The 24,515-nt window shown below is 33.7% G+C and carries 24 protein-coding genes; 10 read left to right on the forward strand and 14 right to left on the reverse strand.

What is annotated here, in order from left to right; genetic code table 11:
* Positions 1–54 precede the first annotated feature (54 nt).
* Both OD917_RS18810 and OD917_RS18815 read right to left on the reverse strand, forming a co-directional pair.
* Complete coding sequence (locus OD917_RS18810; protein ID WP_184164601.1) at positions 55–1,095, reverse strand: PLP-dependent cysteine synthase family protein; 1,041 nt, start codon at positions 1,093–1,095, stop codon at positions 55–57.
* A gap of 71 nt (positions 1,096–1,166) precedes the next feature.
* Complete coding sequence (locus OD917_RS18815; RefSeq protein WP_263524962.1) at positions 1,167–3,227, reverse strand: S9 family peptidase; 2,061 nt, start codon at positions 3,225–3,227, stop codon at positions 1,167–1,169.
* A gap of 143 nt (positions 3,228–3,370) precedes the next feature.
* Here OD917_RS18815 and OD917_RS18820 point away from each other — a divergent pair, with 143 nt between their 5' ends.
* Complete coding sequence (locus OD917_RS18820) at positions 3,371–3,691, forward strand: YbaB/EbfC family nucleoid-associated protein (protein ID WP_263524963.1); 321 nt, start codon at positions 3,371–3,373, stop codon at positions 3,689–3,691.
* A gap of 129 nt (positions 3,692–3,820) precedes the next feature.
* Here OD917_RS18820 and OD917_RS18825 read toward each other — a convergent pair whose 3' ends face one another.
* On the reverse strand, positions 3,821–4,840 hold the full coding sequence (locus tag OD917_RS18825; protein WP_263524964.1) for a threonine aldolase family protein: 1,020 nt from the start codon (positions 4,838–4,840) through the stop codon (positions 3,821–3,823).
* 151 nt (positions 4,841–4,991) lie between these two features.
* Here OD917_RS18825 and prfB point away from each other — a divergent pair.
* From prfB to hemN, 8 genes are all read left to right on the forward strand, one after another.
* Positions 4,992–6,090 (forward strand): peptide chain release factor 2 gene (gene prfB / locus OD917_RS18830; RefSeq protein ID WP_263524965.1). Its coding sequence is split into 2 segments (ribosomal slippage): positions 4,992–5,054 and positions 5,056–6,090, totalling 1,098 coding nucleotides; the frame shifts between segments, so codons are not numbered across the junction.
* Between the two features lie 101 nt (positions 6,091–6,191).
* Positions 6,192–6,638: a peptide-methionine (R)-S-oxide reductase MsrB gene (gene msrB / locus OD917_RS18835; protein WP_111286468.1), complete on the forward strand. Its 447-nt coding sequence runs from the start codon at positions 6,192–6,194 to the stop codon at positions 6,636–6,638.
* A gap of 331 nt (positions 6,639–6,969) precedes the next feature.
* Entirely contained in the window at positions 6,970–7,968 is a 999-nt protein-coding gene (gene lpxD, locus OD917_RS18840; RefSeq protein ID WP_263524966.1) for a UDP-3-O-(3-hydroxymyristoyl)glucosamine N-acyltransferase, read from the forward strand.
* A gap of 145 nt (positions 7,969–8,113) precedes the next feature.
* Positions 8,114–9,742, forward strand: a complete 1,629-nt coding sequence (locus OD917_RS18845; protein WP_263524967.1) for an acyl-CoA carboxylase subunit beta — start codon at positions 8,114–8,116, stop codon at positions 9,740–9,742.
* A gap of 122 nt (positions 9,743–9,864) precedes the next feature.
* Positions 9,865–10,287 (forward strand): DoxX family protein, encoded by a 423-nt coding sequence (locus OD917_RS18850; protein WP_263524968.1) that lies wholly within the window; start codon positions 9,865–9,867, stop codon positions 10,285–10,287.
* A gap of 108 nt (positions 10,288–10,395) precedes the next feature.
* Positions 10,396–10,740 carry a hypothetical protein gene (locus OD917_RS18855; protein ID WP_263524969.1) on the forward strand — a complete coding sequence of 115 codons (345 nt, stop codon included), beginning with the start codon at positions 10,396–10,398 and terminating at the stop codon, positions 10,738–10,740.
* A 109-nt stretch (positions 10,741–10,849) separates the two neighbouring features.
* Positions 10,850–11,326 (forward strand): hypothetical protein, encoded by a 477-nt coding sequence (locus tag OD917_RS18860; RefSeq protein ID WP_263524970.1) that lies wholly within the window; start codon positions 10,850–10,852, stop codon positions 11,324–11,326.
* A 121-nt stretch (positions 11,327–11,447) separates the two neighbouring features.
* Positions 11,448–12,812 carry an oxygen-independent coproporphyrinogen III oxidase gene (hemN, locus tag OD917_RS18865; protein WP_263524971.1) on the forward strand — a complete coding sequence of 455 codons (1,365 nt, stop codon included), beginning with the start codon at positions 11,448–11,450 and terminating at the stop codon, positions 12,810–12,812.
* Positions 12,813–12,836: 24 nt separating this feature from the next.
* On the opposite strand, the gene OD917_RS18870 is transcribed toward hemN, so the two are convergent.
* From OD917_RS18870 to OD917_RS18905, 8 genes are all read right to left on the reverse strand, one after another.
* The gene (locus OD917_RS18870; protein ID WP_263524972.1) at positions 12,837–13,538 is read right to left on the reverse strand and encodes a sulfite exporter TauE/SafE family protein; all 702 of its coding nucleotides are present in this window, start codon (positions 13,536–13,538) and stop codon (positions 12,837–12,839) included.
* A gap of 6 nt (positions 13,539–13,544) precedes the next feature.
* Positions 13,545–13,994, reverse strand: a complete 450-nt coding sequence (locus tag OD917_RS18875) for a FixH family protein (protein ID WP_263524974.1) — start codon at positions 13,992–13,994, stop codon at positions 13,545–13,547.
* Between the two features lie 12 nt (positions 13,995–14,006).
* Positions 14,007–15,425, reverse strand: a complete 1,419-nt coding sequence (ccoG, locus tag OD917_RS18880; protein WP_263524976.1) for a cytochrome c oxidase accessory protein CcoG — start codon at positions 15,423–15,425, stop codon at positions 14,007–14,009.
* Between the two features lie 10 nt (positions 15,426–15,435).
* The gene (locus OD917_RS18885) at positions 15,436–16,374 is read right to left on the reverse strand and encodes a cbb3-type cytochrome c oxidase N-terminal domain-containing protein (RefSeq protein ID WP_263524977.1); all 939 of its coding nucleotides are present in this window, start codon (positions 16,372–16,374) and stop codon (positions 15,436–15,438) included.
* A 2-nt stretch (positions 16,375–16,376) separates the two neighbouring features.
* A complete protein-coding gene (locus tag OD917_RS18890; RefSeq protein ID WP_263524978.1) occupies positions 16,377–16,571 on the reverse strand; it encodes a CcoQ/FixQ family Cbb3-type cytochrome c oxidase assembly chaperone in 195 nt (64 codons plus the stop codon).
* A gap of 7 nt (positions 16,572–16,578) precedes the next feature.
* A complete protein-coding gene (ccoN, locus tag OD917_RS18895) occupies positions 16,579–18,765 on the reverse strand; it encodes a cytochrome-c oxidase, cbb3-type subunit I (RefSeq protein ID WP_263524979.1) in 2,187 nt (728 codons plus the stop codon).
* 2 nt (positions 18,766–18,767) lie between these two features.
* Positions 18,768–18,959, reverse strand: coding sequence for a cbb3-type cytochrome oxidase assembly protein CcoS (ccoS, locus tag OD917_RS18900; protein ID WP_008462657.1), 192 nt, complete (start codon positions 18,957–18,959; stop codon positions 18,768–18,770).
* Between the two features lie 114 nt (positions 18,960–19,073).
* Positions 19,074–21,461 (reverse strand): heavy metal translocating P-type ATPase, encoded by a 2,388-nt coding sequence (locus tag OD917_RS18905; protein WP_263524980.1) that lies wholly within the window; start codon positions 21,459–21,461, stop codon positions 19,074–19,076.
* Between the two features lie 202 nt (positions 21,462–21,663).
* Between OD917_RS18905 and OD917_RS18910 the strand changes: the two genes are divergently transcribed.
* Entirely contained in the window at positions 21,664–22,347 is a 684-nt protein-coding gene (locus tag OD917_RS18910) for a Crp/Fnr family transcriptional regulator (protein ID WP_111286498.1), read from the forward strand.
* Here OD917_RS18910 and mazG read toward each other — a convergent pair.
* The 3 genes from mazG to def form a co-directional block, all read right to left on the reverse strand.
* A complete protein-coding gene (gene mazG / locus OD917_RS18915) occupies positions 22,344–23,114 on the reverse strand; it encodes a nucleoside triphosphate pyrophosphohydrolase (RefSeq protein WP_263524982.1) in 771 nt (256 codons plus the stop codon). The two genes, OD917_RS18910 and mazG, sit on opposite strands and share 4 nt — an antisense overlap.
* Positions 23,115–23,214: 100 nt before the next feature.
* Positions 23,215–23,703, reverse strand: a complete 489-nt coding sequence (locus OD917_RS18920) for a DUF5606 domain-containing protein (protein ID WP_263524983.1) — start codon at positions 23,701–23,703, stop codon at positions 23,215–23,217.
* A 60-nt stretch (positions 23,704–23,763) separates the two neighbouring features.
* Positions 23,764–24,354: a peptide deformylase gene (gene def, locus OD917_RS18925; protein ID WP_111286504.1), complete on the reverse strand. Its 591-nt coding sequence runs from the start codon at positions 24,352–24,354 to the stop codon at positions 23,764–23,766.
* Between the last annotated feature and the right edge of the window lie 161 nt (positions 24,355–24,515).

Here is a 24,515-nt window from a genome sequence, read left to right on the forward strand (position 1 = left end):
AAAAAAAACTCCATTCTTGTGAATGGAGTTTTATATATTAAAAGTAAATTTTCTTTACTTTACAAATTCAATTTTTTGAGCTTCTTCTTCATTAACGCTATCAAAGAAACCTTGTTCGTTCATCCAGTCATCGCTAAATACTTTACTCATATAACGAGAACCGTGATCTGGGAAGATTGCAATAATATTGCTGTCTTTCGTGAATTCTCCTTCTTCAGCATATTGTTTAATCGCTTGCATTACTGCTCCAGAAGTATATCCAACAAACAAACCTTCTTTTCTAGTAATTTCTCTTGCAGAGTGAGCACTTTCTTCGTCGGTTACTTTCATGAATTTATCAATAATATCAAAGTCAGTAGCCGATGGGATTAGATTTTTACCTAAACCTTCTATACGATATGGGTAAATTTCTTTACTGTCGAATTCTTTTGTTTCGTGGTATTTTTTCAATACAGATCCAAAAGCATCAACTCCTAGGATTCTAATATTCGGATTCTTTTCTTTTAAGAATTTTGCAGTTCCAGAGATAGTTCCTCCTGTTCCGCTGCATGCAATCAAGTGCGTAATTTGTCCTTTTGTTTGTTCCCAAATCTCTGGACCTGTAGTGTTGTAGTGAGCATCAATATTCAATTGGTTAAAATATTGATTAATGTAGACTGATCCTTTAGTTTCTTCGTGTAAACGTTTTGCTACATTATAATATGATCTTTCATCATCTGCAGAAACGTGAGCCGGACAGACATATACTTTCGCTCCTAAACTTCTCAGCATGTCAATTTTATCTTTCGATGATTTTGAGCTTACTGCTAAAATACAATTGTAACCTTTAATAATGCTTACCATTGCTAAACTAAATCCTGTGTTACCAGATGTGGTTTCGATAATGGTATCTCCCGGAGAAAGAATTCCTTTTTTCTCGGCTTCTTCAATAATATATAACGCTATTCTATCTTTTGAGGAATGACCTGGGTTGAAAGCTTCTACCTTTGCGTAGAAATTTCCTTCTAACTCTTCGGTGATTTTATTTAGTTTAATAAGGGGGGTGTTACCTATTAACTCTAAAACATTATTATAAGCGGTTATTTCTTCTTTCATAAAAAAATAGTTAATCAAAGGCCTTTTTAAATTAACCTTGATAGGTTGCAAATTTAACAAAAAATTTCTAATTAGCTTTTAATTTTTTCTAAATCTAATAAAAAACTAAATTCCTTTGCTAAGTCTTTTAAAGCCTCAAAACGTCCCGAAGCCCCACCATGACCTGCATCCATGTTCGTATCTAAAAACAAAAGATTATTATTTGTTTTTAAATCTCGCAATTTAGCAACCCATTTGGCTGGCTCCCAATATTGTACCTGTGAATCGTGCAATCCGGTAGATACATACATATTAGGATATTCCTGTGCTTTTACATTATCATAAGGTGAATACGACAACATATAATCGTAATATTTTTTATTGTTTGGGTTTCCCCATTCGTCATACTCTCCAGTTGTAAGCGGAATACTGTCGTCTAGCATCGTCGTAATTACGTCTACAAAAGGCACCTGAGCGATAACGCCGTTATACAATTCAGGAGCTTCATTTACGATCACTCCCATTAAAAGTCCGCCGGCAGATCCTCCCTCTGCATAAAGATGTTCAGGAGAAGTGTACTTTTGGTCTATTACAAATTTAGAGCAATCGATGAAATCTGTAAAGGTATTTTTCTTTTTTAACAGTTTTCCGTCTTCATACCATTGTCTTCCTAAGTCCTCGCCTCCTCTAATATGAGCAATTGCATAAACAAATCCGCGGTCTAAAAGCGACAACCTCGTTGAAGAAAAATACGTATCCATTGTGATTCCGTATGAACCGTATGCATAAAGCAACAATGGATTTTTACCATTTTTCTCCAATCCTTTTCTGTAAACCATCGAAATAGGCACTTTTACACCATCTCTGGCTACTGCCCAAACTCGTTCTTCTATATAATTATTCTTATCAAATTTTCCGCCTAAAACCTCTTGTTCTTTTAGAATTTCTTTGGTTTTAGTCTTCATATTAAAATCTATTACAGAAGACGGCGTTGCCAATGATTGATAACTATAACGCAAAATATCAGTATCAAAATCAACATTCGTTGTTGTGTACGCATTATACGTTTCGCTGCCAAAAGGAAGATAATAATCTGGCTCATCGCCCCAAGGCATAATTCTAATATGATTTAATCCGTTAGAACGTTCTTCTACAACTAAATAATTCTTAAAGATTTCAATATCTTCCAACAAAACATCTTCTCTGTGCGGAATAAGATCTACCCAGTTCTTTTTTCCTGTTTTATCTTCTGGCGTTTTCATTAACTTGAAATTCGTCGCCTTGTCTTTATTGGTTAAAATATAAAATGAATCTTCGTAATGAGAAATACTGTATTCTAACCCGCGAACACGAGGCTGAAAAACTGTAAATTCTCCATCTGGATTACTTGAATTTAGAATTCTATATTCTGTTGTTAAAGTGCTTCCAGATCCAATAACAATATATTTTCTTGATTTTTCTTTACTGATCGATACATTAAAAGTATCATCAATTTCATCAAAAACCAAAATATCCTTTTCAGATGCTGTATTTAATTTATGTCTAAAAACTTTATCTGCTCTTAACGTTGTTTCATCTTGTCTCACGTAAAAAATAGTATTGTTGTCATTTGCCCAAACTGAAGCGCCTGTAACATTTTCTATTTTATCAGCTAAGATTTCACCAGTCTCTAAGTTTTTTATTTGAATCGTATAAATTCTTCTTCCAACAATATCTACTCCAAAACTAGCAAATTTGTTATCTGGACTAATACTTAAACCTCCTAATTTGAAATAAGCATGTCCTTTTGCCATTTCGTTACAGTTAAAAAGAATTTCTTCTTCGGCAGAAAGGCTTCCTTTTTTTCTGGCAAAAATTGGATAATCCTGCCCTGTTTCGAAACGTGTAATATAAAAATATCCGTTGTAGAAATAAGGAACAGAAGAGTCGTCTTCTTTAATTCTTGCTTTCATTTCCTCAAACAGACTATCTTTTAAATTTTGGGTATGAGAAGTCATGCTTTCGTAATAAGCATTCTCCTTATTTAGATAATCGATTACTTCTGAATCCTCTCTGTCATTAAGCCAGAAATAGTTATCAATCCTAGATTCTTTATGTTTTTTTAATGTTTTTGGAACTATTTTAGCCTTTGGGGCCGATATATCATTTTGCATTTATTAAGCATTAATTTTTAATATGAAGACGCAAAAATAGCACAAACCCAACAGAACAGAATTAATTTTTTCTTAAATTATTCTATTGAATTCACACAGCAATATACTAATTTTGTCTGAAATAATTTAAAAAATCAACAAAAATGGATTTAATGGGAATGATGGGTAAACTAAAAGAAACCCAGCAAAAAATCGAAGATACTAAAAAGCGTTTAGATACTGTTTTGATTGATGAACAAAGCGCTGATGGATTATTAAAAGTTACTATCACTGCTAGTAGAAAAATAAAATCACTTTCTATTCATGATTCTTTATTAGAAGACAAAGAACAGCTAGAAGATTACTTAATTGTAACGTTAAATAAAGCTATAGAAAAAGCAACAAATGTAAACGAAAGAGAATTAGACGCTGTAGCTAGAATGGATATGCCTTCTATTCCTGGAATGGATAATCTTTTTAAATAAGTTACAAAGGTTCAGAGATACAAAGGTTCAAAGTTTTTTTCTTTGGCATAAAAAGAAGAGGATGTTAAAACATCCTCTTCTTTTTAAATCTTTGTTACTCTGAAACCTTTGCACGTCTGTACCTTTTCTCTAAAACTTCGAAAGTGTATCAATTACATACGTATGCATTACTTCTTTATAATCTAAATGTGTTACAATACGGAGTTTATTATGCCCCAAAGAACTTATAAGTATATTTTTCTGTTTTAATTTTTCAATTAACAATTGGTCGCTGTAACCTTCTGCAAGCGAAAAAATCAAAATATTTGTTTCAACGGGTTCAATAGATGCAATCCAAGGTTTTGTGCTTAAGACTTTTGCAATTTCTTTCGCTCTGCGATGATCTTCTGCCAATCTTTCGATATTATGAGCTAAAGCATATAATCCTGCCGCAGCTAAATATCCTACTTGACGCATTCCACCGCCCAATATCTTTCTGATTCTCAACGCTCTGTAAATATCAGCTTTACTTCCAAGCAGTACAGAACCAATTGGAGCACCTAATCCTTTAGACAAACAAACTGAAATAGTATCGAAAATAGCTCCAAATTCTTTAGGATTCTGTCTTTTAGCTACTAACGCATTCCAAATTCGAGCGCCATCTAAGTGAAACTTCAAATTATTAGCATCACAAACCTTTTTTATCTCTCTTAAATCTTCTAATTCGTAACAAGCTCCCCCACCTTTATTGGTTGTATTTTCTACACAAACCAAGCTTGTTAGCGGACTATGATAAAACTCTGGATCATTTATCGCTGCAGCAACTTGCGGAGCCGTAATCATTCCGCGGTTTCCATCTAATAAACAGCAAGAAACACCGCTATTAAAAGAAACTCCTCCTCCTTCATAATGATAAACGTGAGCATATTTATCTGCAATTAATTGTTCTCCAGGCTGCGTGTGCAGTTTAATTGCAGTCTGGTTTGCCATAGTTCCAGACGGAAAAAAAAGTCCAGCTTCCATACCAAAAAACTCCGCTGTTCTGTTTTCTAATTCAATCACCGTTGGGTCCTGTTTGTACACATCATCGCCGACATGAGCGTTAAACATATACTGAAGCATCTCATAAGTAGGCTTTGTTATGGTATCGCTGATTAAATTTATTTCCATATTCTAAAAACTATATCTTATTTTTGTAGACAAAATTACGTATTACAAATAGTTATTGTTGGCAAGTTTAATAAAATTTAACTCCCTCGTTTCTATAGACCAAATTAACGTAATAATTCTAAAAAACATATAAAAACCTATTAATTAATTTATGACAACAGCCGAACAAGTAAAAGGTATTGTGGAGCGCCTTGGTGCGTTGAGGAGGTATCTTTGACGTCGATGCTAAACTAATCGAGATTGCAAACGAAGAAGAAAAAACTTTCGCTCCTGATTTTTGGAACAATCCAAAAGAAGCAGAAATCCTTGTAAAAAATCTTCGAAACAAGAAAAAATGGATTGAAGATTATGACAAAGCAGTATCACTGACAGAAGAATTACAGCTGGCGCATGATTTTTATAAAGAAGGAGAACTTTCTGTTGATGAATTAGATGAACAATACAATGCTGCTCAATCGCATATTGAAAACATCGAATTTAAAAACATGCTTTCTGATGAAGGCGACAGCTTAAGTGCGGTAGTACAAATCACTGCTGGAGCCGGAGGAACAGAAAGTTGCGACTGGGCGGGAATGCTTATGCGTATGTACATGATGTGGGGAGAAAGCTATGGCTACAAAATCAAAGAGCTTAACTTTCAAGAAGGCGATGTTGCCGGAATTAAAACCGTAACTTTAGAATTCGAAGGAGATTATTCGTTCGGATATTTAAAAGGAGAAAATGGTGTTCACCGTTTGGTTCGTATTTCGCCTTTTGATAGTAATGCAAAACGTCATACTTCTTTTGTATCGGTTTACGTTTATCCATTAGTTGACGATAGTATCGAAATCGACATTAATCCTGCAGATATCGAAATCACAACTTCTCGTTCGAGTGGTGCGGGTGGACAGAACGTAAACAAAGTTGAAACTAAAGTTCAGTTAGTTCACAAACCAACTGGAATTCAGATTCAATGTTCTGAAACGAGATCTCAGCAAGATAACAGACAACGTGCAATGCAAATGCTTCGTTCTCAATTGTATGAAATCGAATTAAAGAAACAACAAGCGCAACGTGCTGATATTGAAGCTGGAAAAATGAAAATCGAATGGGGTTCGCAGATTCGTAATTACGTAATGCAACCTTATAAATTAGTAAAAGACGTTCGTACAGGCTACGAAACCAGCGATGTTGACGGCGTAATGAACGGAAATATCGACCCTTTCCTTAAGGCCTATCTAATGATGATGGGACAGAAGGAAGAGGAATAAAGTTTTCAGTCGCAGTCACAGTTTTCAGTTTAAATTAGCTAAAACTGTGACTGGAAACCGTGACTGAAAACTGCGACTGAAAACTTTAAAAAAAAATAGTTATGATAAAATGGGCAGATGTAATTCATTTTACAAATAAAGGAAATCCAGCTCCAGATAAAAGAGTGGAGAAAACGGAGGAAGAATGGAAACAAATTCTAACTCCAGAAGAATTTCAGGTTACACGCTTAAAAGGAACTGAAAGATCTTTTAGCTCTGAATTATGTAGTTTATTTGATCCTGGAATTTACGAATGTAAATGCTGTGGCACTTTATTGTTTGATGCCAGCGAAAAGTTCGAATCTGGAACAGGATGGCCATCTTTTACACAACCTGTAAAGGAAAATGCAATTGGATATCACGCTGACAGATCTCACGGAATGATTCGTGTTGAAGTAACCTGTAATGTGTGCGATTCACATTTAGGTCACATTTTTCCTGATGGCCCGCCTCCTAGTGGGTTACGTTACTGCATTAACGCAGTTTCTTTATCAAAAATTAAAGAATAATACATAAAAAAGCGGTTCATTAAAATGAATCGCTTTTTTTTTAATCCCTCACTATAAATGATTTAACAAAACAAATGTAAGCTATAACCTAACAATTAAATTATTTATTTTCCCTACTCAATTTTTAATTATTCTAGACAAAACACCCAAGCCACCGCTACTCAGTTTATTGAAAAACTTTCATTAAATTAATACACTGAATGTTAATTTTGTAAAAATCCATACCTTATTTTAAACATTTATTAAGAAACATAAAAATATAATTAGGTAATTAAAATCTAATTCATTTTATTTGGCAAAAAATAACCCTTTAGTCGATTAAAATTTGTCAATGAGATCCTATTCAATTCAAGAAATTAGCGAAGTTATTAATGGCGTAATTTACGGCAGTACTTCACAAAGCGTAACTGCTACAGAACAATTAGAAAAAGCAACAACTTCGGAAATCTCATTTATCGGAAATAAAAAATACGAAAAATACTGGTCGACATCTAATGCTTCAATTGCAGTTGTAAACGAAGATATTTCAATAGAGCCTGGAGAGAATCGCGCTTTTATAAAAGTAAAAAATGCCGATTTGGCAATGTCACAAATCCTTGCCCTTTTTGCTCCCCCTGCCCCAATCTTTCATAACAATATTCATAAAACAGCAACTATAGACGAAACTGCTATAATTGGTGAAGGCGCTAAAATTGGTGCTGGTTGCTACATTGGCCCAAAAGTAGAAATTGGCGCTAATACCGTAATTTATCCTAACGTGACTATTTTAGACGAATGCACAATTGGAAGAAACACGATTATCTGGTCTGGAACTGTTATTCGCGAACGTTGTCATATTGGAAGCGAATGCATCATTCATCCAAACGCCACAATTGGTGCAGATGGTTTTGGATTTCGTCCTTGCACAGAAAAAGGATTGGTAAAGATACCGCAAATTGGAAATGTTATCGTAGGAAATGGAGTTGAAATTGGCGCAAATTCGTGTGTTGATCGCGGAAAATTCAGCTCTACAATTCTTGGCGATGGCTGTAAAATAGACAACTTAGTCCAGATTGGACATAATAGCAAATTAGGCAAATTCTGCATTATGGCTGGAAACAGTGGTTTAGCAGGTTCTGTAACCCTAGGAAACGGGGTTATTATTGGCGGAAGCGCTTCTATAAAAGACCACACTACAATTGGAGATGGTGCCATAATTGGTGCTGGATCTGGCGTTACCGGAGATGTTCCTGCAGGAAAAACCATGTTAGGATATCCTGCGGTTGAAGCTCGAGATGCCTTAAAACAGTGGGCTTTATTAAAACAAATGGTTTGCGGTACTAAAAAATAATTTTAATTAGAACTCCAAAAATAGAAACATCCACTAAACGGATGTTTTTTTATTTAATACCATTTCTTAATTCATAAAGGAACTCTTTTATTTCAATTGATTTTGTAAATTAGCCAACACTATTTTATCAAATCAATACTACATCATGGATTTAAACTTCAATAAAAACGAAGATCACAATAAATTACTTCTTTCTGAACTAAAACAAAAATTTGCCAAAGTAAAATTGGGCGGAGGCGAAAAAAGAATCGAGAAATTGCATTCTGAAGGTAAAATGACCGCTCGTGAAAGAATTGCTTATTTATTGGATGAAAATTCAAAAAGTATTGAAATTGGAGGTTTTGCTGGTGAAGGAATGTACACGGAACACGGGGGATGCCCTTCTGGTGGTGTAGTTGTAAAAATTGGCTACATTAGAGGAAAACAATGTATTGTGGTTGCCAATGACGCGACTGTAAAAGCTGGAGCTTGGTTTCCGATAACAGGAAAGAAAAACCTTCGTGCGCAGGAAATTGCTATGGAAAACCGCCTTCCGATTATTTATCTTGTTGACAGCGCAGGAGTTTATCTGCCAATGCAAGATGAAATTTTTCCAGATAAAGAACATTTCGGACGTATTTTTAGAAACAACGCTCAAATGAGCAGTATGGGAATTACACAAATCGCTGCCGTTATGGGAAGCTGTGTTGCTGGTGGAGCTTATCTGCCAATTATGAGCGACGAAGCTCTAATCGTTGATAAAACTGGAAGTATTTTTCTTGCTGGAAGCTATTTAGTAAAAGCTGCTATTGGAGAAACAATCGATAACGAAACTTTAGGCGGAGCAACAACGCATTGCGAAATTTCAGGTGTGACTGATTACAAAGCTAAAGACGATAAAGATGCTTTAAATAAAATCAAAAACATTGTAGATAAAATTGGCGATTTTGATAAAGCTGGCTACAGCAGAATCAAAGCCGAAAAACCTGCTTTAGATCCAAATGAAATCTACGGAATTCTTCCGAAAACAAGAACCGAACAATACGATATGATGGAAATTATCAAGCGTTTGGTTGATAATTCAGAATTTGAAGCCTACAAAGAAGGCTACGGACAATCCCTTATTACAGGTTATGCCAGAATCGATGGTTGGGCTGTCGGAATTGTTGCGAATCAAAGAAAAGTAGTAAAAACCAAAAAAGGCGAAATGCAGTTTGGAGGCGTTATTTATTCGGATAGTGCTGATAAAGCCACTCGTTTTATAGCAAACTGCAATCAGAAAAAAATTCCTTTGGTGTTTTTACAAGATGTTACTGGTTTTATGGTTGGTTCAAAATCAGAACATGGCGGAATTATTAAGGATGGTGCCAAAATGGTAAATGCTGTGAGTAATTCTGTAGTTCCAAAATTTACTGTTATCGTTGGAAATTCATACGGAGCTGGAAATTACGCAATGTGTGGAAAAGCCTATGATCCTCGATTAATATTTGCTTGGCCGAGTGCAGAACTTGCCGTAATGGGCGGAACTCAAGCCGCAAAAGTTTTGGCGCAAATCGAAGCTTCTTCGCTTAAAGCGAAAGGAGAAAAAGTCGATGAAGCGAAAGAAACAGAACTATTCAATAGAATAAAAGCACGTTACGACGAGCAGACTTCACCATACTATGCCGCATCGAGACTTTGGACAGATGCGATCATCGATCCTTTAGAAACTCGCAATTGGATTTCGATGGGAATAGAAGCTGCAAATCACGCTCCTATTCAAAAACCATTCAATTTAGGAGTCATTCAAGTTTAACGATTCAAGAATTCTCAATAATGAGTTAAATAAAAAGCAAAAAACTTATTTTCAAGATGTTAAAAATAAATATCTGATTAAAAATTAGTAACTTAGTATATAATTTTTAATCACACAACATCATGGAAAATGTAAAAAGTTTGAATAAATGGGCAAATTCGCACACTTATTTACCAGTTGATTTAGTACGTATTGTTTTGGGTGGATTTTTATTTATGAAAGGTGTCTCTTTCGTCACCAATGTTCAATACCTGCATGATTTGATTTCCCCTATCGATAAGTATGGCGGAGGTATGTTTATGCTACATTACATTGCTCCAGCCCACATGATTGGTGGTATAATGATTATTTTTGGACTATTAACCAGATGGGCAATCGCAGCTCAATTACCTATCTTATTTGGAGCTGTTCTCGTAAACTCTATGGGAAAAATGCACTCTGAAAGTTTGCTTCTGGCTGTAGTTGTATTATTGGTCTGCACATTCTTCTTATTTTATGGAAGTGGCAAACATTCTGCAGATTACTACTTTAAAATGCAACAATAACTTAATAAATCCTCAGTTTTTTATGAAAAAAGGCTGAGGATATTTTTTGAGTGTTAATTAATTCTTTAAAATTTCTTTTATTGTGTTTTATGACTTAAATTCGCCGACATGAATTGGATTCGTAAAACCGTTATTTTCATTGTACTTTTACTTGCAGGTTTATTTGCTTATCAAGCAGATCAGTCTTCTGTACGCGTTATTGAAACAAAATCGGACATGAATTTCTGTAAAGACTTTGCAGATTCATCTGCATTTATTCAGCCTCAAGGGAGCTATCAATTTGCAGCAAACGTCAAAACAAATCCGTCTGGAATAATCAAATGTTTTGATTCTCTTTTACCGCTCGCACCACAACATCAAACCGTTACATCTATTACAGCATATACTAAACTCTTTACTACTCAAAGTAAAAAGGTTTTAGTCATACTCTATGCTTTCCATTTTTTCTGGTAAATAAATATCTGATCTCTTTTTGAAGATTTATTCTTCATTTTTTAAGTAAACTGTTTTCAACCTGAAGACTGTTTCGCATATCATTTTATTTATTTCATTAAAAAACATTATGGAAACTACAACCACAATAATGGGTATTGTGATTTTAATTATTGTTGCTATCCCAGTATATTTTTCTGCACGCTCGTCGGCGGCTAGTAAATCAAGAATTTTAAACATTAAGAAACGATTCAATCCAACAAATCCTGAGAGTTTTGACTTGACTGAATCTATCAATAATAAAACCTTAACAATTGACCAGAAAAATAATAAATTCATTTTAATGAATTTCAATCCAAATCAGCAAGAGTCGATATATGTTGATTTGAATACAATTGCTTCATGCAAACTTGTTCCAACAACCGATTCAAATTCAGATGCAATCATTAAAATCGATTTTGAATTTCAAGAAAAAATAACATCTAAAAAAATAATAATTCCATTCTATGATTTTGATGATGACCGCATCAAACAAATTAGCGTTTATCAAGATCATCAGTTTGCGAAAAAATGGCTTAAAATCATCCAAGATTCTATATCACGTTAGTTATTTAATTCAATAAGGAGACTCAAATTTTGGGTCTCTTTTTTTTTACAGTTTTCATGATATTTGTCATTTTATGTCTCTATTTGAAGTTTTAATTTTGATGTAAACTAAATCCGTCGTTATGAAAATTTCTTTGACTCAAAAATACAATGTCCCAGGTCCAAGATATACTAGTTATCCGACAGTTCCGTACTGGAATGAAGCAGACTTTACCGCAGAAAAATGGATCACAACTTTACAGAAATCATTTTCAGAAAGTAATTCGAAGAACGGAATCAGTTTGTATATTCATCTGCCTTTTTGTGAAAGCATGTGCACATTTTGTGGATGCAATAAACGAATTACAAAAAATCACTCCGTAGAAGAAAAATACATTCAAGCGGTTTTAAAAGAATGGAGTTTATATTGCGAATTTCTTCCAGAAAAACCTATTATTAAAGAAATTCATTTAGGAGGAGGAACTCCAACATTTTTTTCAAAAGAGAATTTAGAAAGCCTTATTAATGGAATTTTTGTTCATGCTGTAAAAGCAGAAAATCACGAATTTAGTTTTGAAGGACATCCTAATAATACCACTTACGAGCAGCTTAAAAAATTATATGATTTAGGCTTTCGCCGAGTAAGTTTTGGAGTTCAAGATTACTCCGCTACTGTTCAAAAAGCAATAAATAGAATCCAACCTTTTCATAATGTTGCTAAAGTAACTTTTTGGGCAAAAGAGATTGGGTATACTTCAATTGGACACGATATTATTTTTGGCCTTCCATTTCAAACTATTGAAGATGTAATTGATACGGTTGAAAAAACAAACTCATTAAAACCAGATCGATTAGCTTTTTACAGCTATGCGCACGTGCCTTGGATAAAAGGAAACGGGCAACGCGGATTTAATGAAGAGAATCTTCCCAAAGATGCTGAAAAAAGAAAATTATACGAAATAGGTAAAAAACTATTGCTTCAAAATGGCTATCATGAAATTGGTATGGATCATTTTGCTTTAGCCGATGACAGTTTATACAAAGCTGCTCATAACGGGAATCTGCACAGAAACTTTATGGGTTATAGCTCGTCTAAAACTCAACTTATGATTGGACTTGGTGTTTCTTCAATAAGCGATAGCTGGTACAGTTTTGCTCAAAACACAAAAAGTCTTGAAGAATATTATGAGATTTTAGAATCTGAAAAACTTCCTGTTGTAAAAGGTCATATTTTAAATGATGAAGATCTAATTATTAGAAAACATATTCTAAACCTAACTTGCGAATTGGAAACTTCTTGGACTGCAGAATCTCTAAATTTTGCTGAACTACCTGAAGTTTTAATTGCTTTGAAAGAAATCGAAAACGATAATTTAATTGTTATTGAAAGTAATAAAATAAGAATTACAGAAGAAGGCAGACCTTTTGTTCGTAATATCTGTATGGCATTCGATTTACATCTAAAAAGAAAGTCACCGGAAACAAATCTGTTTTCGATGACTGTATAAATTAATTTTAAAAAAATATTCTTTTTAGTGACAGTTTGGAGTCTGTTGTACAAATAAACTCATGTTAGAAGGGGAAATATAAGGAATTCCTAAGCCTAATCCGCGAAGGATAAATAAAACCCCAATTACAACCGCTACATACGGGATTACTTTCTTAATTTTATTTCTAAATGGCAATCTCAATAACGTGTTTACATAAACTACAATTGTCATTAACGGAATACTTCCAATTCCGAATAAAAGCATATAAAGAACTCCGTAGCCAGCACTTTGCATAGCAATTGCTCCGAATAATGCAACATAAACCATTCCGCAAGGAAGAAAACCGTTCAAAAGCCCAATTGTAAAAAGAGATTTGTAGCTCTTATTTTTAAATTGGCTTCCTAGATTGGTTTTTATTTTTGAAATAATTCTATAAACAGGTTTAGAAAAATTGTATTGAGCAAATTTCTTCTCTGGAATTAAAACCACAATAATCATTATGACACCAATAATAATTGACATTTTCTGTTGTAATCCTGCCAGAAAAAAACCTCTTCCGAGTAATCCAAAAATTAACCCTATTGAAGCATAAGCTGTTAAACGACCTAAATGATACGTCATAATTTGTGTTACCTTTTTAGCTTCATTTTGCCTATCTACAGGAAGCATCATGGCAATTGGCCCGCACATTCCAACACAATGCAAGCTACTGATCAAACCTAAAAAGAAAGCTGAAAATAACATTTTGATTTAGTTTACGTAAATAACTTCTTTAGTGAGATATTTTTTTCCTTCATATTGCCATTCCATATTCACATCCCAACGCCCTTTTATTAGTTTTTTCTGCGGAATCAATATTGATGAATTGTTTAAAGCAATTTGAGTATTAAAATCAAATTTTTTATTTGAAGGTCTATACAACAAGATATTTCCTTTCACTTTATCACTTTCAAATCCTGCCGGAAATGTTACTGCTACACCATCCTGAGTATATTTGATTGATGGTTTGTGCTGTAAATCGTGAGCATTTTGAATTCTCGCCATTTCTTCCTGAAAGTGCGTGTCGTGTTTGTAATATTCTTCAACAACCAAATCATTATCGTATTTAGAATTTGACTGCACTTCAAAAACAAAATATAAAATAAATGTCATAAACAATCCGAATGCAATGACAATGCCGGTACCCCAATTAAATTTCATAATGTAGATATTTTAATTAAAACTTCGTGGTCCTAAGAAATTTGTAGTTATTGTTTCTAGGAGTTGAGAACCATTATAAACTCCAATTTTTACTTTTGTTTTATCACTTTCTAATAAAACCTCATCAATTTCGATAAACAACGTTCCTTGAGAAATTCCTTCTTTTGCAACTTTAAAATGTTTTTTTCCAACATTCTTGATTTCTCCTTTCTGATCAATTAATTCAAAATGGATATCGCTGTAATCTTTCATTGTCTTGTTTACAATTTTATAGGTGTAAACATTACTGATTTTTTCTCCATTATGCTGAAACAACTGACCTGGTAAACGTAAAACTACCGCTTGAACATCTGTTCTCAAAAACAGCATTCCAACAAAAACACTCAATAAAATAAAAAGAACAGCTGTGTATCCTTTCATTCTTGAGGTAAATTTGAAAGGTTCTTTTTTTACAATTTCATCTTCAGAGGCATAACGAATAAGACCTTTTGGCAAACCTACAGATTCCATAATATGATCGCACTCATCTATACAAGCAGTACAGTTTGTACATTCTAATTGCGTTCCGTTTCTAATGTCAATTCCCATTGGACAGACATGAACGCATTGAAGACAATCGATACAATCTCCTTTTCCTGTTAATGCTCGAACTTCATTTTTTTTGAATTTTGCACGGCCTTCTTCTTTTTCACCTCTAACAAAATCGTAAGCGACATTTATAGATTTATTATCTAAAAGAACACCTTGCAATCTTCCGTATGGACAAGCAATAATACAAACCTGTTCACGAAACCAAACAAAAACAAAATAGAAAACACCTGTAAATATAAGAAGTGCAATAAAATTACTAGCTTGCGCAATTGGACCTTGCTCAATCATTAAAAATAAGGCATCACTTCCTACCAAATAAGCCAAAAACACATTGGCAATAAGAAAGGAAATTAGAAAGAAAATAGTCCATTTGGTTAGTCTTTTTCTAATTTTCTCGCCATTCCATTCTTGTTTTGCTAAACGAGTTTGTGCGCCCCGGTCTCCATCAATCCAATATTCAATTCGACGGAAAACTAACTCAAGGAAAATAGTCTGCGGACAAATCCACCCACAAAATATTCGTCCAAAAACGACAGTAAATAAGAGTATAAATACAACGCCGATCAGCATTGAAATTACGAAGAGATAAAAATCCTGTGGCCAAAAAGGGAATCCAAAGATATTAAAACGACGTTCGATAATATTGAACATCATAAATTGATTTCCATTTACTTTAATAAACGGATTTATAAATAAAATTGCCAATAAAACATAGCTGACAATTTTTCTATAATCGTAAAATTTACCAGACGGTTTTTTAGGAAAAATAAATTTCCGTTTACCACCTTCATCTATTGTTCCAATGGTATCTCTAAAAGCTTCGTCTGGTAAATTTGACATGATATTCTAATTATTTTTTAACTTCTGTGGTATCTTTTGCGGTTGCTGCAGCGGCATCGGTTTTAGGAGCGCTATCGTCTACCCAAACTTCTCCTTCTGCTTCTTTTGGATCTTTTGGATTACTTCCTTGTAAAGACAGAATATAACTAGCAACTTTTTGTATTTCTTTTGGCTTAAGAGTTCCTTTCCAGGCAATCATCCCTTTACCATCTCTACCTCCATTTGTAATAGTGTGGAATAAATTTTTGATTCCTCCTCCTAAAATCCATCTATCGTCTGTAAGGTTTGGTCCAATCTGTCCTCCTGCATCGGCACGGTGACAGGCTGCACAATTGGTTGTAAAGATTTCTTTTCCTGCTGCTAAACTCGGTTCGTCAGTTAATAAAACAACTGTTTTTTCGTCCATCAAATCTGGGGCAGTTTTCATGTATTCTTCAACATCAATTTTTGCCTGCGCCATTTCTTTTTTCAATTCCATTTCTTGGTTGTCAGCACCTAAAACATCATAACGAACGACGTAGATTACTCCAAAAAGAATACAGATATAGAATAAATACACCCACCAAGGTGGTAAATTATTATCCAACTCTTTAATTCCGTCATAATCATGATCCATCAATAAGTCAGCTTCTTTTTCAATTGGCTCCGTTTTAGTCAATTTGTGCATTAAGTTTTTAAACCAAGTGCTCTCTTTGAAACTTAAACTTTCTTCAAACTCTTTTTGCGCTTTCTCTTCTGGTGATAACAATTGATACATCACTCGATTTACAGCACTAAGCGTAATTTCGATAGCAATCAGAATAAACAAAAAGACAAATAAAAAGAGCGAAACCATAGGGAATTTTATAAAAGCTGGTTTATCGCCTGAGTCTATAAAATATTCCATCAAAGCAAATACGATGAAGAAAATCAGCGGCACTCTAACATATACTGGGAAAAACTTTTTCATTTTTATCTATCTTTTGGTATTACACTAAGTCCTTCATCTAAAGGTATATTACTCATTTCTTGAATTTTTTCTTTTCTATAAGAGAACACCCAAATGCCTAATCCTACAAAGAAGAAAAAGAAAATCAAGAGGGAAATAATCGGGTATAATTCTACACCCGATATTGTTTCCATATTGTGTTTTATTTGTTCAAACATAATGCTGTTATTTTGAAGTTTCTTTTACTTTAATATCAGTACCAAGTCTTTGAATATAAGCGATCAAAGCAACAATTTCTCTTTCATTCATCGGAATGAATTTCTCGCCTTTTGCTGCAGCTTTTTTACGGCTGTCTTCGTAGCTCTTCACGAAATCTGGATCGCTTTCTAAGCTTTTTTCTATTTTAACTGCCTGTTCTCTTAAAGTTCTTTGTGCATTTGCAACATCTTCTGGAGAATATGGAACACCTAATGAAATCATTGCCTGCATTTTCTTTTGTGTCAATGAAATGTCCATTGGTTTATTATCAAACAGCCATTTATAACCTGGCATAATTGATCCCGCAGATGTACTTTGCGGATTCCACATGTGGTTAAAGTGCCAGTTGTCATTGTACTTACCACCTACTCTTAATAAGTCTGGCCCTGTACGTTTTGATCCCCATAAAAATGGATGGTCGTATACAAACTCTCCTGCTTTTGATTGAACTCCATAACGTTCAACTTCACTTCTAAACGGACGAACAGATTGAGAGTGACATCCAACACAACCTTCTCTAATGTATAAATCGCGTCCTTCCAATTCTAACGGTGTATATGGTTTTACACTTGAAATAGTTGGAATATTTGATTTTACCATAATCGTTGGCACAATCTGAATAATACCTCCAATTAAAATTGCAATTGTAGCTAAAATGGTTAACTGAATTGGTTTTCTTTCTAACCATGAGTGGAATTTTTCTCCTCTTAATCTACTGCTTTTTATTGTTTGTAAAGCTGGAGCTTGAGCCAATTCATCTTCAATTGTCTGACCTGCTTTTACAGTCATAATAATATTGTAAACCAATGTAAGCATACCAATTAAGTACAACGTACCTCCGATAGCTCTCATCCAATACATTGGCATAATAGCTGTTACCGTTTCAAGGAAATTTCCATAAGTTAAAGTTCCGTCTGGATTAAATTGTTTCCACATAGAAGCTTGCTGGAAACCAGCTACATATAAAGGAATTGTATAAACTATAATACCTAAAGTACCAATCCAGAAATGGAAGTTTGCCAATTTCTTAGAGAATAATTCTGATTTTGTCATTCTTGGAATTAACCAATAGATAATAGCAAATGACATAAAACCATTCCAAGCTAAAGCTCCTACGTGTACGTGTGCAACGATCCAGTCTGTATAGTGCGCAATAGCATTTACGTTTTTTAAAGATAACATCGGACCTTCAAAAGTCGCCATACCATAACCTGTAATTGCTACCACGAAGAATTTTAAAACTGGTTCTTCACGAACTTTATCCCAAGCTCCTCTTAATGTAAGAAGACCATTAATCATACCTCCCCAAGATGGAGCAATTAACATTACTGAGAATGCAACTCCTAAATTCTGAGCCCAGTTTGGCAATGCAGAATACAACAAGTGGTGTGGTCCTGCCCAGATATAAATAAAGATTAAAGACCAAAAGTGAATAATAGATAATCTGTATGAGTAAACAGGTCTGTTTGCAATTTTAGGGACAAAATAATACATTAACCCTAAGAACGGAGTTGTTAAAAAGAATGCAACCGCATTATGTCCATACCACCATTGTACAAGCGCATCTTGAACACCAGCATATACAGAATAACTTTTTAAGCCTGAAACTGGAATTTCGATGTTGTTAAAAATGTGTAATACCGCTACCGTTACAAATGTTGCTAAATAAAACCAAATTGCAACATATAGGTGACGCTCTCTACGACGGAGCATGGTTCCTATCATATTGATTCCCATTACAACCCAAATTAAAGCGATTGCAATATCAATTGGCCACTCTAGTTCTGCATATTCTTTAGAAGAAGTATAACCTAACGGAAGTGTAATTGCTGCAGCGACAATAATTAGCTGCCATCCCCAGAAATGAAGGTTACTTAAAAAATCACTAAACATTCTGGCTTTTAGCAATCTTTGCAGCGAGTAGTACATACCGGCAAAAAAAGCATTACCCACAAAGGCAAAAATAACTGCGTTGGTGTGTAACGGTCTCAAACGGCCGTAACTAAGCCACGAAATCCCATCTGTCATGTTGGGAAAAAGGTACATTACCGCAAGGGTAAGTCCCACTAACATACCCACAACACCAAAGAGTATTGTGGCGTAAATGAATTTTTTTACAATTTTGTTGTCGTAATAAAACTGTTCCATTTCCATAATTATACTTGTTTTTCTTCGATTGGTGAATTATTATTTTGGGAATTAATTTTGGTTTCGTCATCAAAAAGAATTCTGACTGAAGGTGTATAATCATCATCATACTGTCCAGATTTGACAGCGACAATAAAGGCAATAAAGAAACAGATTGCCACAAAAATACTTACTGAAATTAATAGATAAATAACACTCATACCTTAGATTTATATTAACAAAATTACTTCGTTAAAGGCGCATAAAATATGATAATTATCATAAACAAAAAGTTATGTTAAATTTATAAAAATAATTTTTTAAATTATTTATAATTATTCTAAATTTCTGTTACTGAAATAGTTAGACATAAAAGTTACAAAACTTACAATCGTAATTGTGCTTAACGGCATTATGATCGCAGCAACCAAAGGAAGTAGATTTCCTGTAACCGCAAATGCAAGTCCAACAACGTTGTAAAGCAATGATAAAGTAAAGCTCATTTTTATGATCGAAATTGCTTTGTGAGATAGCTTCAAAAAGTAATTCAAGCGTGAAAATTCTGACGCATCTAAAATTGCATCGCACGCTGGAGAAAAGACATTCACATTCTCTGAAATTGAGATTCCAACATTACTTTGCGCCAACGCTCCAGCATCATTCAATCCGTCGCCAACCATCATTACATTTTGCCCTTTTTCTTGAAGTTTCTTTATGTATTCGAGTTTTTGTTCTGGTTTCTGATTAAAAATCAACTCAGTTCCTTTTGGCAAAATAGCTTCTAAATTAGACCTTTCGCCGTCATTGTCCCCAGAAAGCACTTTTATTTCATAAGCTGTACTCAGATTTGCAAAAAGTTTTTCGAGACCTTCCCTATATTGATTTTGAAAAGTAAATTTTCCCAAATAAACCTCTCCTATTTTGATATGCAATGCTGTTTTTTCAATTTCCGAACCATCTGCAACTATATCATCTACAAATTGTCCTGAACCAATTTTAATTTCTTTTTCCTCAATAGTAGCTAAAATTCCCTTTCCTGTAATCTCTTGAAAATCTTCAACAGCTAGACGTTTAGCTTCTGGCAGAAAATCATAAAGCATTCGGCTTAATGGGTGATTTGAACCTCGTAATACATTTTTAATCAACACAATATCTGTTTCTGAAATGGGATTTCCTTCATATATTATATTCGACTTCTTGTTGGTTGTAATGGTTCCTGTTTTATCAAAAACAATCGTATCAACTTTAGCTAGCTGTTCGATTACAATAGCATTTTTCAAGTAAAATTTCTTCTTCCCCAAAATTCGCAATATGTTTCCAAAAGTGAACGGAGCTGTGAGGGCCAAAGCACAAGGACAAGCCACAATTAAAACTGCTGTAAAAACATTAAAAGCAGTGTTGGCGTCAATAAAAATCCAATATCCAAAACCAGCAAATGCAATTAGCAATAAAATAGGGGTAAAATATCGACTTATTGCATCTGTAATGGTTTTGTGTTTCTGATCTACTTTTTTCTGAAAAATTTCGTTACTCCACAATTGAGTTAAATAACTTTGTGAAACAGAATGCAACACTTCCATTTCTATTATTTTTCCAATCTGTTTTCCTCCTGCAAATACTTTATCACCAGACTTTTTAGTAATTGGAACTGCTTCTCCTGTAACAAAACTATAATCTATTTCTGCACTTTCGCTAATTAAAATCCCATCAACTGGTATAAGTTCTTGATTTCGAATTAATAATCGATCTCCTTTTAAAACATCGTAAATAGCGACATTATCTTCAGTAGCATCATTATTGATTTTAGTAACAGCAATTGGGAAATAGGATTTAAAATCTCTTTCGAAGCTTAAAAAACTATACGTTTTAATTTGAAACATTTTACCAAGAAGCATAAAAAATACTAAACTGGCTAAACTGTCAAAAAATCCTGGACCGTGATCCATTAGCATATCATATGTACTGCGAATAAACATCACGATGATACCTAAAGCAATGGGAATATCAATGTTAAGCATTCTGGTTCTAATGCTATGATAAGCAGAAACATAATATCCGCTTGCTGAGTACAAGAAACTTGGCAATGCTAAAACAAAAATCAGTAATCTGAAAAACGGCTTGTAACTATCCAACCAGAATTCTTTCATTTCGAAATATTCTGGAAATGAAAGCAGCATAATATTTCCAAAACAAAAGAATGCAACACCCAATTTATAGGTTAGACTTCTGTCTACTTTAGCTTTTGCAGTTCCGTAATTTTCTAGACTTATATAAGGTTCGTAACCAATAGAACTTAGCAGATAAACAATTTCTTTTAAAGAAACGATATCTGAATTAAACGTAATTCGAACTCTTTTTTCATGAAAATTAACTTGTGAAGTACTAATTCCTGCTTGAAGACGATTTAGATTCTCCAAAATCCAAATACAAGAACTACAGTGAATGTGCGGAATATTCAAAGAAACGATTGCTGTGTTTCCTTCCTGAAATTCTAAAACTTTAGAAAGTATAGCTTCGTTTTCTAAAAAATCATATTTGCCTTTAATGTCTTGTGGCGTGGCGCCAGGCGATTTTTCAAAATCATAATAAGAGGTTAAGTCGTTAATGCTGAAAATTTCGTAAACCGTTTTACAGCCTGTACAACAAAACTTCTTATCATCAAACTCAATTTCTTCATTTTGTTCAATAGATAAACCACAATGAAAACAACTTTGCTCCCTCATAAACTTGTTTTTATTTGTCGCAAATTTCCAATTAAAGCACAATTATTAAGATGATAATTGTCATGTTATATTGAAATTGAATTCTAATTTAATAAAATAAAAGAGTCCAAATGAAGATGTACCTTATTTTATTATAATTTTACCATGTAATGCTGGTTCAAAACCTTAAATATCCTTATTTTTGCAGCAAACAACTATTGTCATGAACAAATGTGATCAATGTATTGTACGCCAGCTAAGCTCATTAAAAGCCCTTAACAAAGAAGAAGTTATAAAATTAGCCAGCAGTAAAACTACTTACAAAATTAAAAAAGGTGAAGCCATTTTTGAAGAAGGCGAAGTGACCAATGGCGTTTTTTGTGTGAAAGATGGTGTTGGTAAACTTTCAAAATTGAGTGCAAACGGAAAAGACCAAATTGTAAAATTGGTAAAATCTGGCGAACTTCTTGGACAGCGCTCTATGATTAGTAACGAGCCAGCAAACTTGACTGCAAAAGCGATTGCAGATATGGAGGTTTGTTTTATTCCTAAAACCGAAATCATCAATTTCTTTAATACTAACAATCAATTTTCTTTAAATATGATGCAGTCTGTTTGCGAAGATTTAAAGGAATCTGAAAACGAAAAAATCGCTTTAGTTCAGAAAACGGTTAAACAGAGGCTTGCCGAAACTTTACTTCATCTGCATGATGCTTTTGGCGAAGACACTGACAAAACACTTAAAGTTCAATTAACGAGAGAAGAACTCGCAGGAATTATTGGTACAGCAACTGAAAGCTGTATTCGTCTCTTGTCTGATTTTAACAAATTAGGATTGATTGAATTAGTAGGTAAAAAAATCCTTCTTAAGGATGTTCGCGCTTTAAAAAAATTGGCTGACAATTAAAGCTTTTTGGCTTCGTTCCAGAAAACATCCATTTCTGTAAGCGTCATATCCATTAACGGTTTTCCTAGTTCGTTTGCTTTACTTTCTAAGTACTGGAAACGTTTAATAAATTTTTTATTGGTTCTTTCTAAAGCATCTTCTGGGTTTACATTCAAGAATCTCGCATAGTTAATCATAGAGAACAAAACGTCGCCAAACTCGTCTTCAATTTTATCTTGATTTCCAGTTTTTACTTCGTCTTGCAATTCTTGCAGTTCTTCTTGCACTTTATCCCAAACCTGATGAGGTTCTTCCCAATCAAAACCAACACCTTTTACTTTATCTTGAATTCTGCTTGCTTTAACCAATGCAGGAAGGCTTCTAGGAACTCCTTCTAAAACAGATTTCTTGCCTTCTTTTAGTTTAAGTTTTTCCCAATTTTGTTTGACTTCTTCTTCATTTTCAACTTTTACATCTCCGTAAATATGAGGATGACGGTGAATTAGTTTTTCACAGATTTCATTGCAAACATCAGCAATATCAAAATCATTTGTTTCACTGCCAATTTTAGCATAAAAAACAATATGAAGCAGTAAATCTCCCAATTCTTTTTTAACTTCACTTAAATCATTATCCAAAATAGCATCGCCCAATTCGTACGTTTCTTCGATTGTTAAATGTCTTAATGTCTGAAGGGTTTGTTTTTTATCCCACGGACATTGTTCACGGAGTTCATCCATGATGTTTAATAATCTTTCAAATGCTTTTAACTGGCTTTCTCTATTCATTTTGAAGTTCTTTAGATTTAAGACTCGATATTGTAAAATTAAAAAATCCTGTCAAGAAAACATCTTAACAGGATATTATATATTCAAAAAGAATTGTTTTTTATTCTTCTTCTTTTTTAGCTTTTGCTTTCTTTGCTGCTGGAGCTTTTTTTGGTTTTTCTGCAGCAACTGGAGCTTGTTCTTTTGGCTCTTCAACAGCTGGAGCTAAATCTGTAACTAAACCTTTAGCTTGAAGCGTGTTATACCAATTTAATACTTTTTTGATATCTGATGGATAAACTCTCTCTTCGTCGTAATCTGGAAGAATTTGTTTGAAATACGCAGACAAAGTAGCATTATCTTCTTTGTGAGAAATAGCTTGTCCTTTATTTTCTTTAACGGCAATCTGCTGCATTACTTCAGTTAACGGTTTTTCACCTTCATAAGTATAAATCGAAATTTCAGACAATAAACTTACATTGCTCTTTAGATTTACAGTAATCTTCTTCCCATCAATTAATGATTCCGCCACAAAACCTGTACGAGTTTGTACTTTTAATTCGTATAAACCTGGTTTTCCTGAAATGGCTAAAATTTTCGTTAAATTCATTTTTATTAAAATTAGTATTAAGAATTTGCTTTATTTTTTGTTTCTAAATGTTTAGAAAACTTATCTTCCTTTTTTTGCTCCAAAGAATTTCATTCTATATTCCTGAAACGTTTTCCCTTCAGAAATATTTTTTAATTTCTTTTGGATTAAACGTTTTTTAAGAGATGAAATTTTATCTGTAAACAAAATTCCTTCAATGTGGTCATATTCATGCTGGATAACTCTCGCGATTAATCCGTCGAATACTTCCGTTTTCATTACGAAATCTTCTTCACAATATTCGATTGTAACAGTTGGTTTTCTGTATACGTCTTCACGTACATCTGGAATACTCAAACAACCTTCGTTAAATCCCCACTCTTCTCCTTCTTCCTTAACGATTTTAGCATTGATAAAAGTCTTTTTAAAACCTTTCAAATCTTTTTGTTCTTCTGAAGGAAGATCCTCATCATCACTAAAAGGCGTTGTATCTATAACAAACAAACGAATAGGCAGTCCAACCTGCGGTGCTGCAAGTCCAACTCCATACGCATTGTACATCGTCTCGTACATATTTGCGATCGTTTCTTTTAGATTTGGATATTCAGGTGTAACATCTTGCCCTACTTTTCTCAAAACAGGATCACCGTATCCTACAATTGGTAAAATCATTTGTTTTTGTTTATATTTTTAAGCTGTAAAAACAGAACCAAAGTTCTGATATTTCAGCTGGCAAAAATAGTAAAAAATAGTCAATGAATAATTCTATTGGTCTATTATATCATATTTTTTCCCAAGCTGTTAAAAATCTCAGCTATAATTATGCCAAAATC

The organism is Flavobacterium sp. SH_e, assembly GCF_025717045.1.
Taxonomy (GTDB): Bacteria; Bacteroidota; Bacteroidia; order Flavobacteriales; family Flavobacteriaceae; genus Flavobacterium.

Excerpts from the sequence above, each read along its gene's own strand:
- OD917_RS18855 (WP_263524969.1), top strand. The coding sequence starts at position 10,396 with ATGAATTGGATTCGTAAAACCGTTATTTTCATTGTACTTTTACTTGCA.
- OD917_RS18860 (WP_263524970.1), top strand. The coding sequence starts at position 10,850 with ATGGAAACTACAACCACAATAATGGGTATTGTGATTTTAATTATTGTT.
- OD917_RS18905 (WP_263524980.1), bottom strand. The coding sequence starts at position 21,461 with ATGAGGGAGCAAAGTTGTTTTCATTGTGGTTTATCTATTGAACAAAAT.
- OD917_RS18910 (WP_111286498.1), top strand. The coding sequence starts at position 21,664 with ATGAACAAATGTGATCAATGTATTGTACGCCAGCTAAGCTCATTAAAA.
- ccoG (WP_263524976.1), bottom strand. The coding sequence starts at position 15,425 with ATGTCAAATTTACCAGACGAAGCTTTTAGAGATACCATTGGAACAATA.
- def (WP_111286504.1), bottom strand. The coding sequence starts at position 24,354 with ATGATTTTACCAATTGTAGGATACGGTGATCCTGTTTTGAGAAAAGTA.
- mazG (WP_263524982.1), bottom strand. The coding sequence starts at position 23,114 with ATGAATAGAGAAAGCCAGTTAAAAGCATTTGAAAGATTATTAAACATC.
- OD917_RS18850 (WP_263524968.1), top strand. The coding sequence starts at position 9,865 with ATGGAAAATGTAAAAAGTTTGAATAAATGGGCAAATTCGCACACTTAT.
- OD917_RS18815 (WP_263524962.1), bottom strand. The coding sequence starts at position 3,227 with ATGCAAAATGATATATCGGCCCCAAAGGCTAAAATAGTTCCAAAAACA.
- ccoN (WP_263524979.1), bottom strand. The coding sequence starts at position 18,765 with ATGGAAATGGAACAGTTTTATTACGACAACAAAATTGTAAAAAAATTC.
- OD917_RS18875 (WP_263524974.1), bottom strand. The coding sequence starts at position 13,994 with ATGAAATTTAATTGGGGTACCGGCATTGTCATTGCATTCGGATTGTTT.
- ccoS (WP_008462657.1), bottom strand. The coding sequence starts at position 18,959 with ATGAGTGTTATTTATCTATTAATTTCAGTAAGTATTTTTGTGGCAATC.
- hemN (WP_263524971.1), top strand. The coding sequence starts at position 11,448 with ATGAAAATTTCTTTGACTCAAAAATACAATGTCCCAGGTCCAAGATAT.
- OD917_RS18810 (WP_184164601.1), bottom strand. The coding sequence starts at position 1,095 with ATGAAAGAAGAAATAACCGCTTATAATAATGTTTTAGAGTTAATAGGT.
- OD917_RS18870 (WP_263524972.1), bottom strand. The coding sequence starts at position 13,538 with ATGTTATTTTCAGCTTTCTTTTTAGGTTTGATCAGTAGCTTGCATTGT.
- OD917_RS18845 (WP_263524967.1), top strand. The coding sequence starts at position 8,114 with ATGGATTTAAACTTCAATAAAAACGAAGATCACAATAAATTACTTCTT.
- OD917_RS18825 (WP_263524964.1), bottom strand. The coding sequence starts at position 4,840 with ATGGAAATAAATTTAATCAGCGATACCATAACAAAGCCTACTTATGAG.
- OD917_RS18820 (WP_263524963.1), top strand. The coding sequence starts at position 3,371 with ATGGATTTAATGGGAATGATGGGTAAACTAAAAGAAACCCAGCAAAAA.
- OD917_RS18920 (WP_263524983.1), bottom strand. The coding sequence starts at position 23,703 with ATGAATTTAACGAAAATTTTAGCCATTTCAGGAAAACCAGGTTTATAC.
- OD917_RS18890 (WP_263524978.1), bottom strand. The coding sequence starts at position 16,571 with ATGTTTGAACAAATAAAACACAATATGGAAACAATATCGGGTGTAGAA.
- OD917_RS18885 (WP_263524977.1), bottom strand. The coding sequence starts at position 16,374 with ATGAAAAAGTTTTTCCCAGTATATGTTAGAGTGCCGCTGATTTTCTTC.
- lpxD (WP_263524966.1), top strand. The coding sequence starts at position 6,970 with ATGAGATCCTATTCAATTCAAGAAATTAGCGAAGTTATTAATGGCGTA.
- msrB (WP_111286468.1), top strand. The coding sequence starts at position 6,192 with ATGATAAAATGGGCAGATGTAATTCATTTTACAAATAAAGGAAATCCA.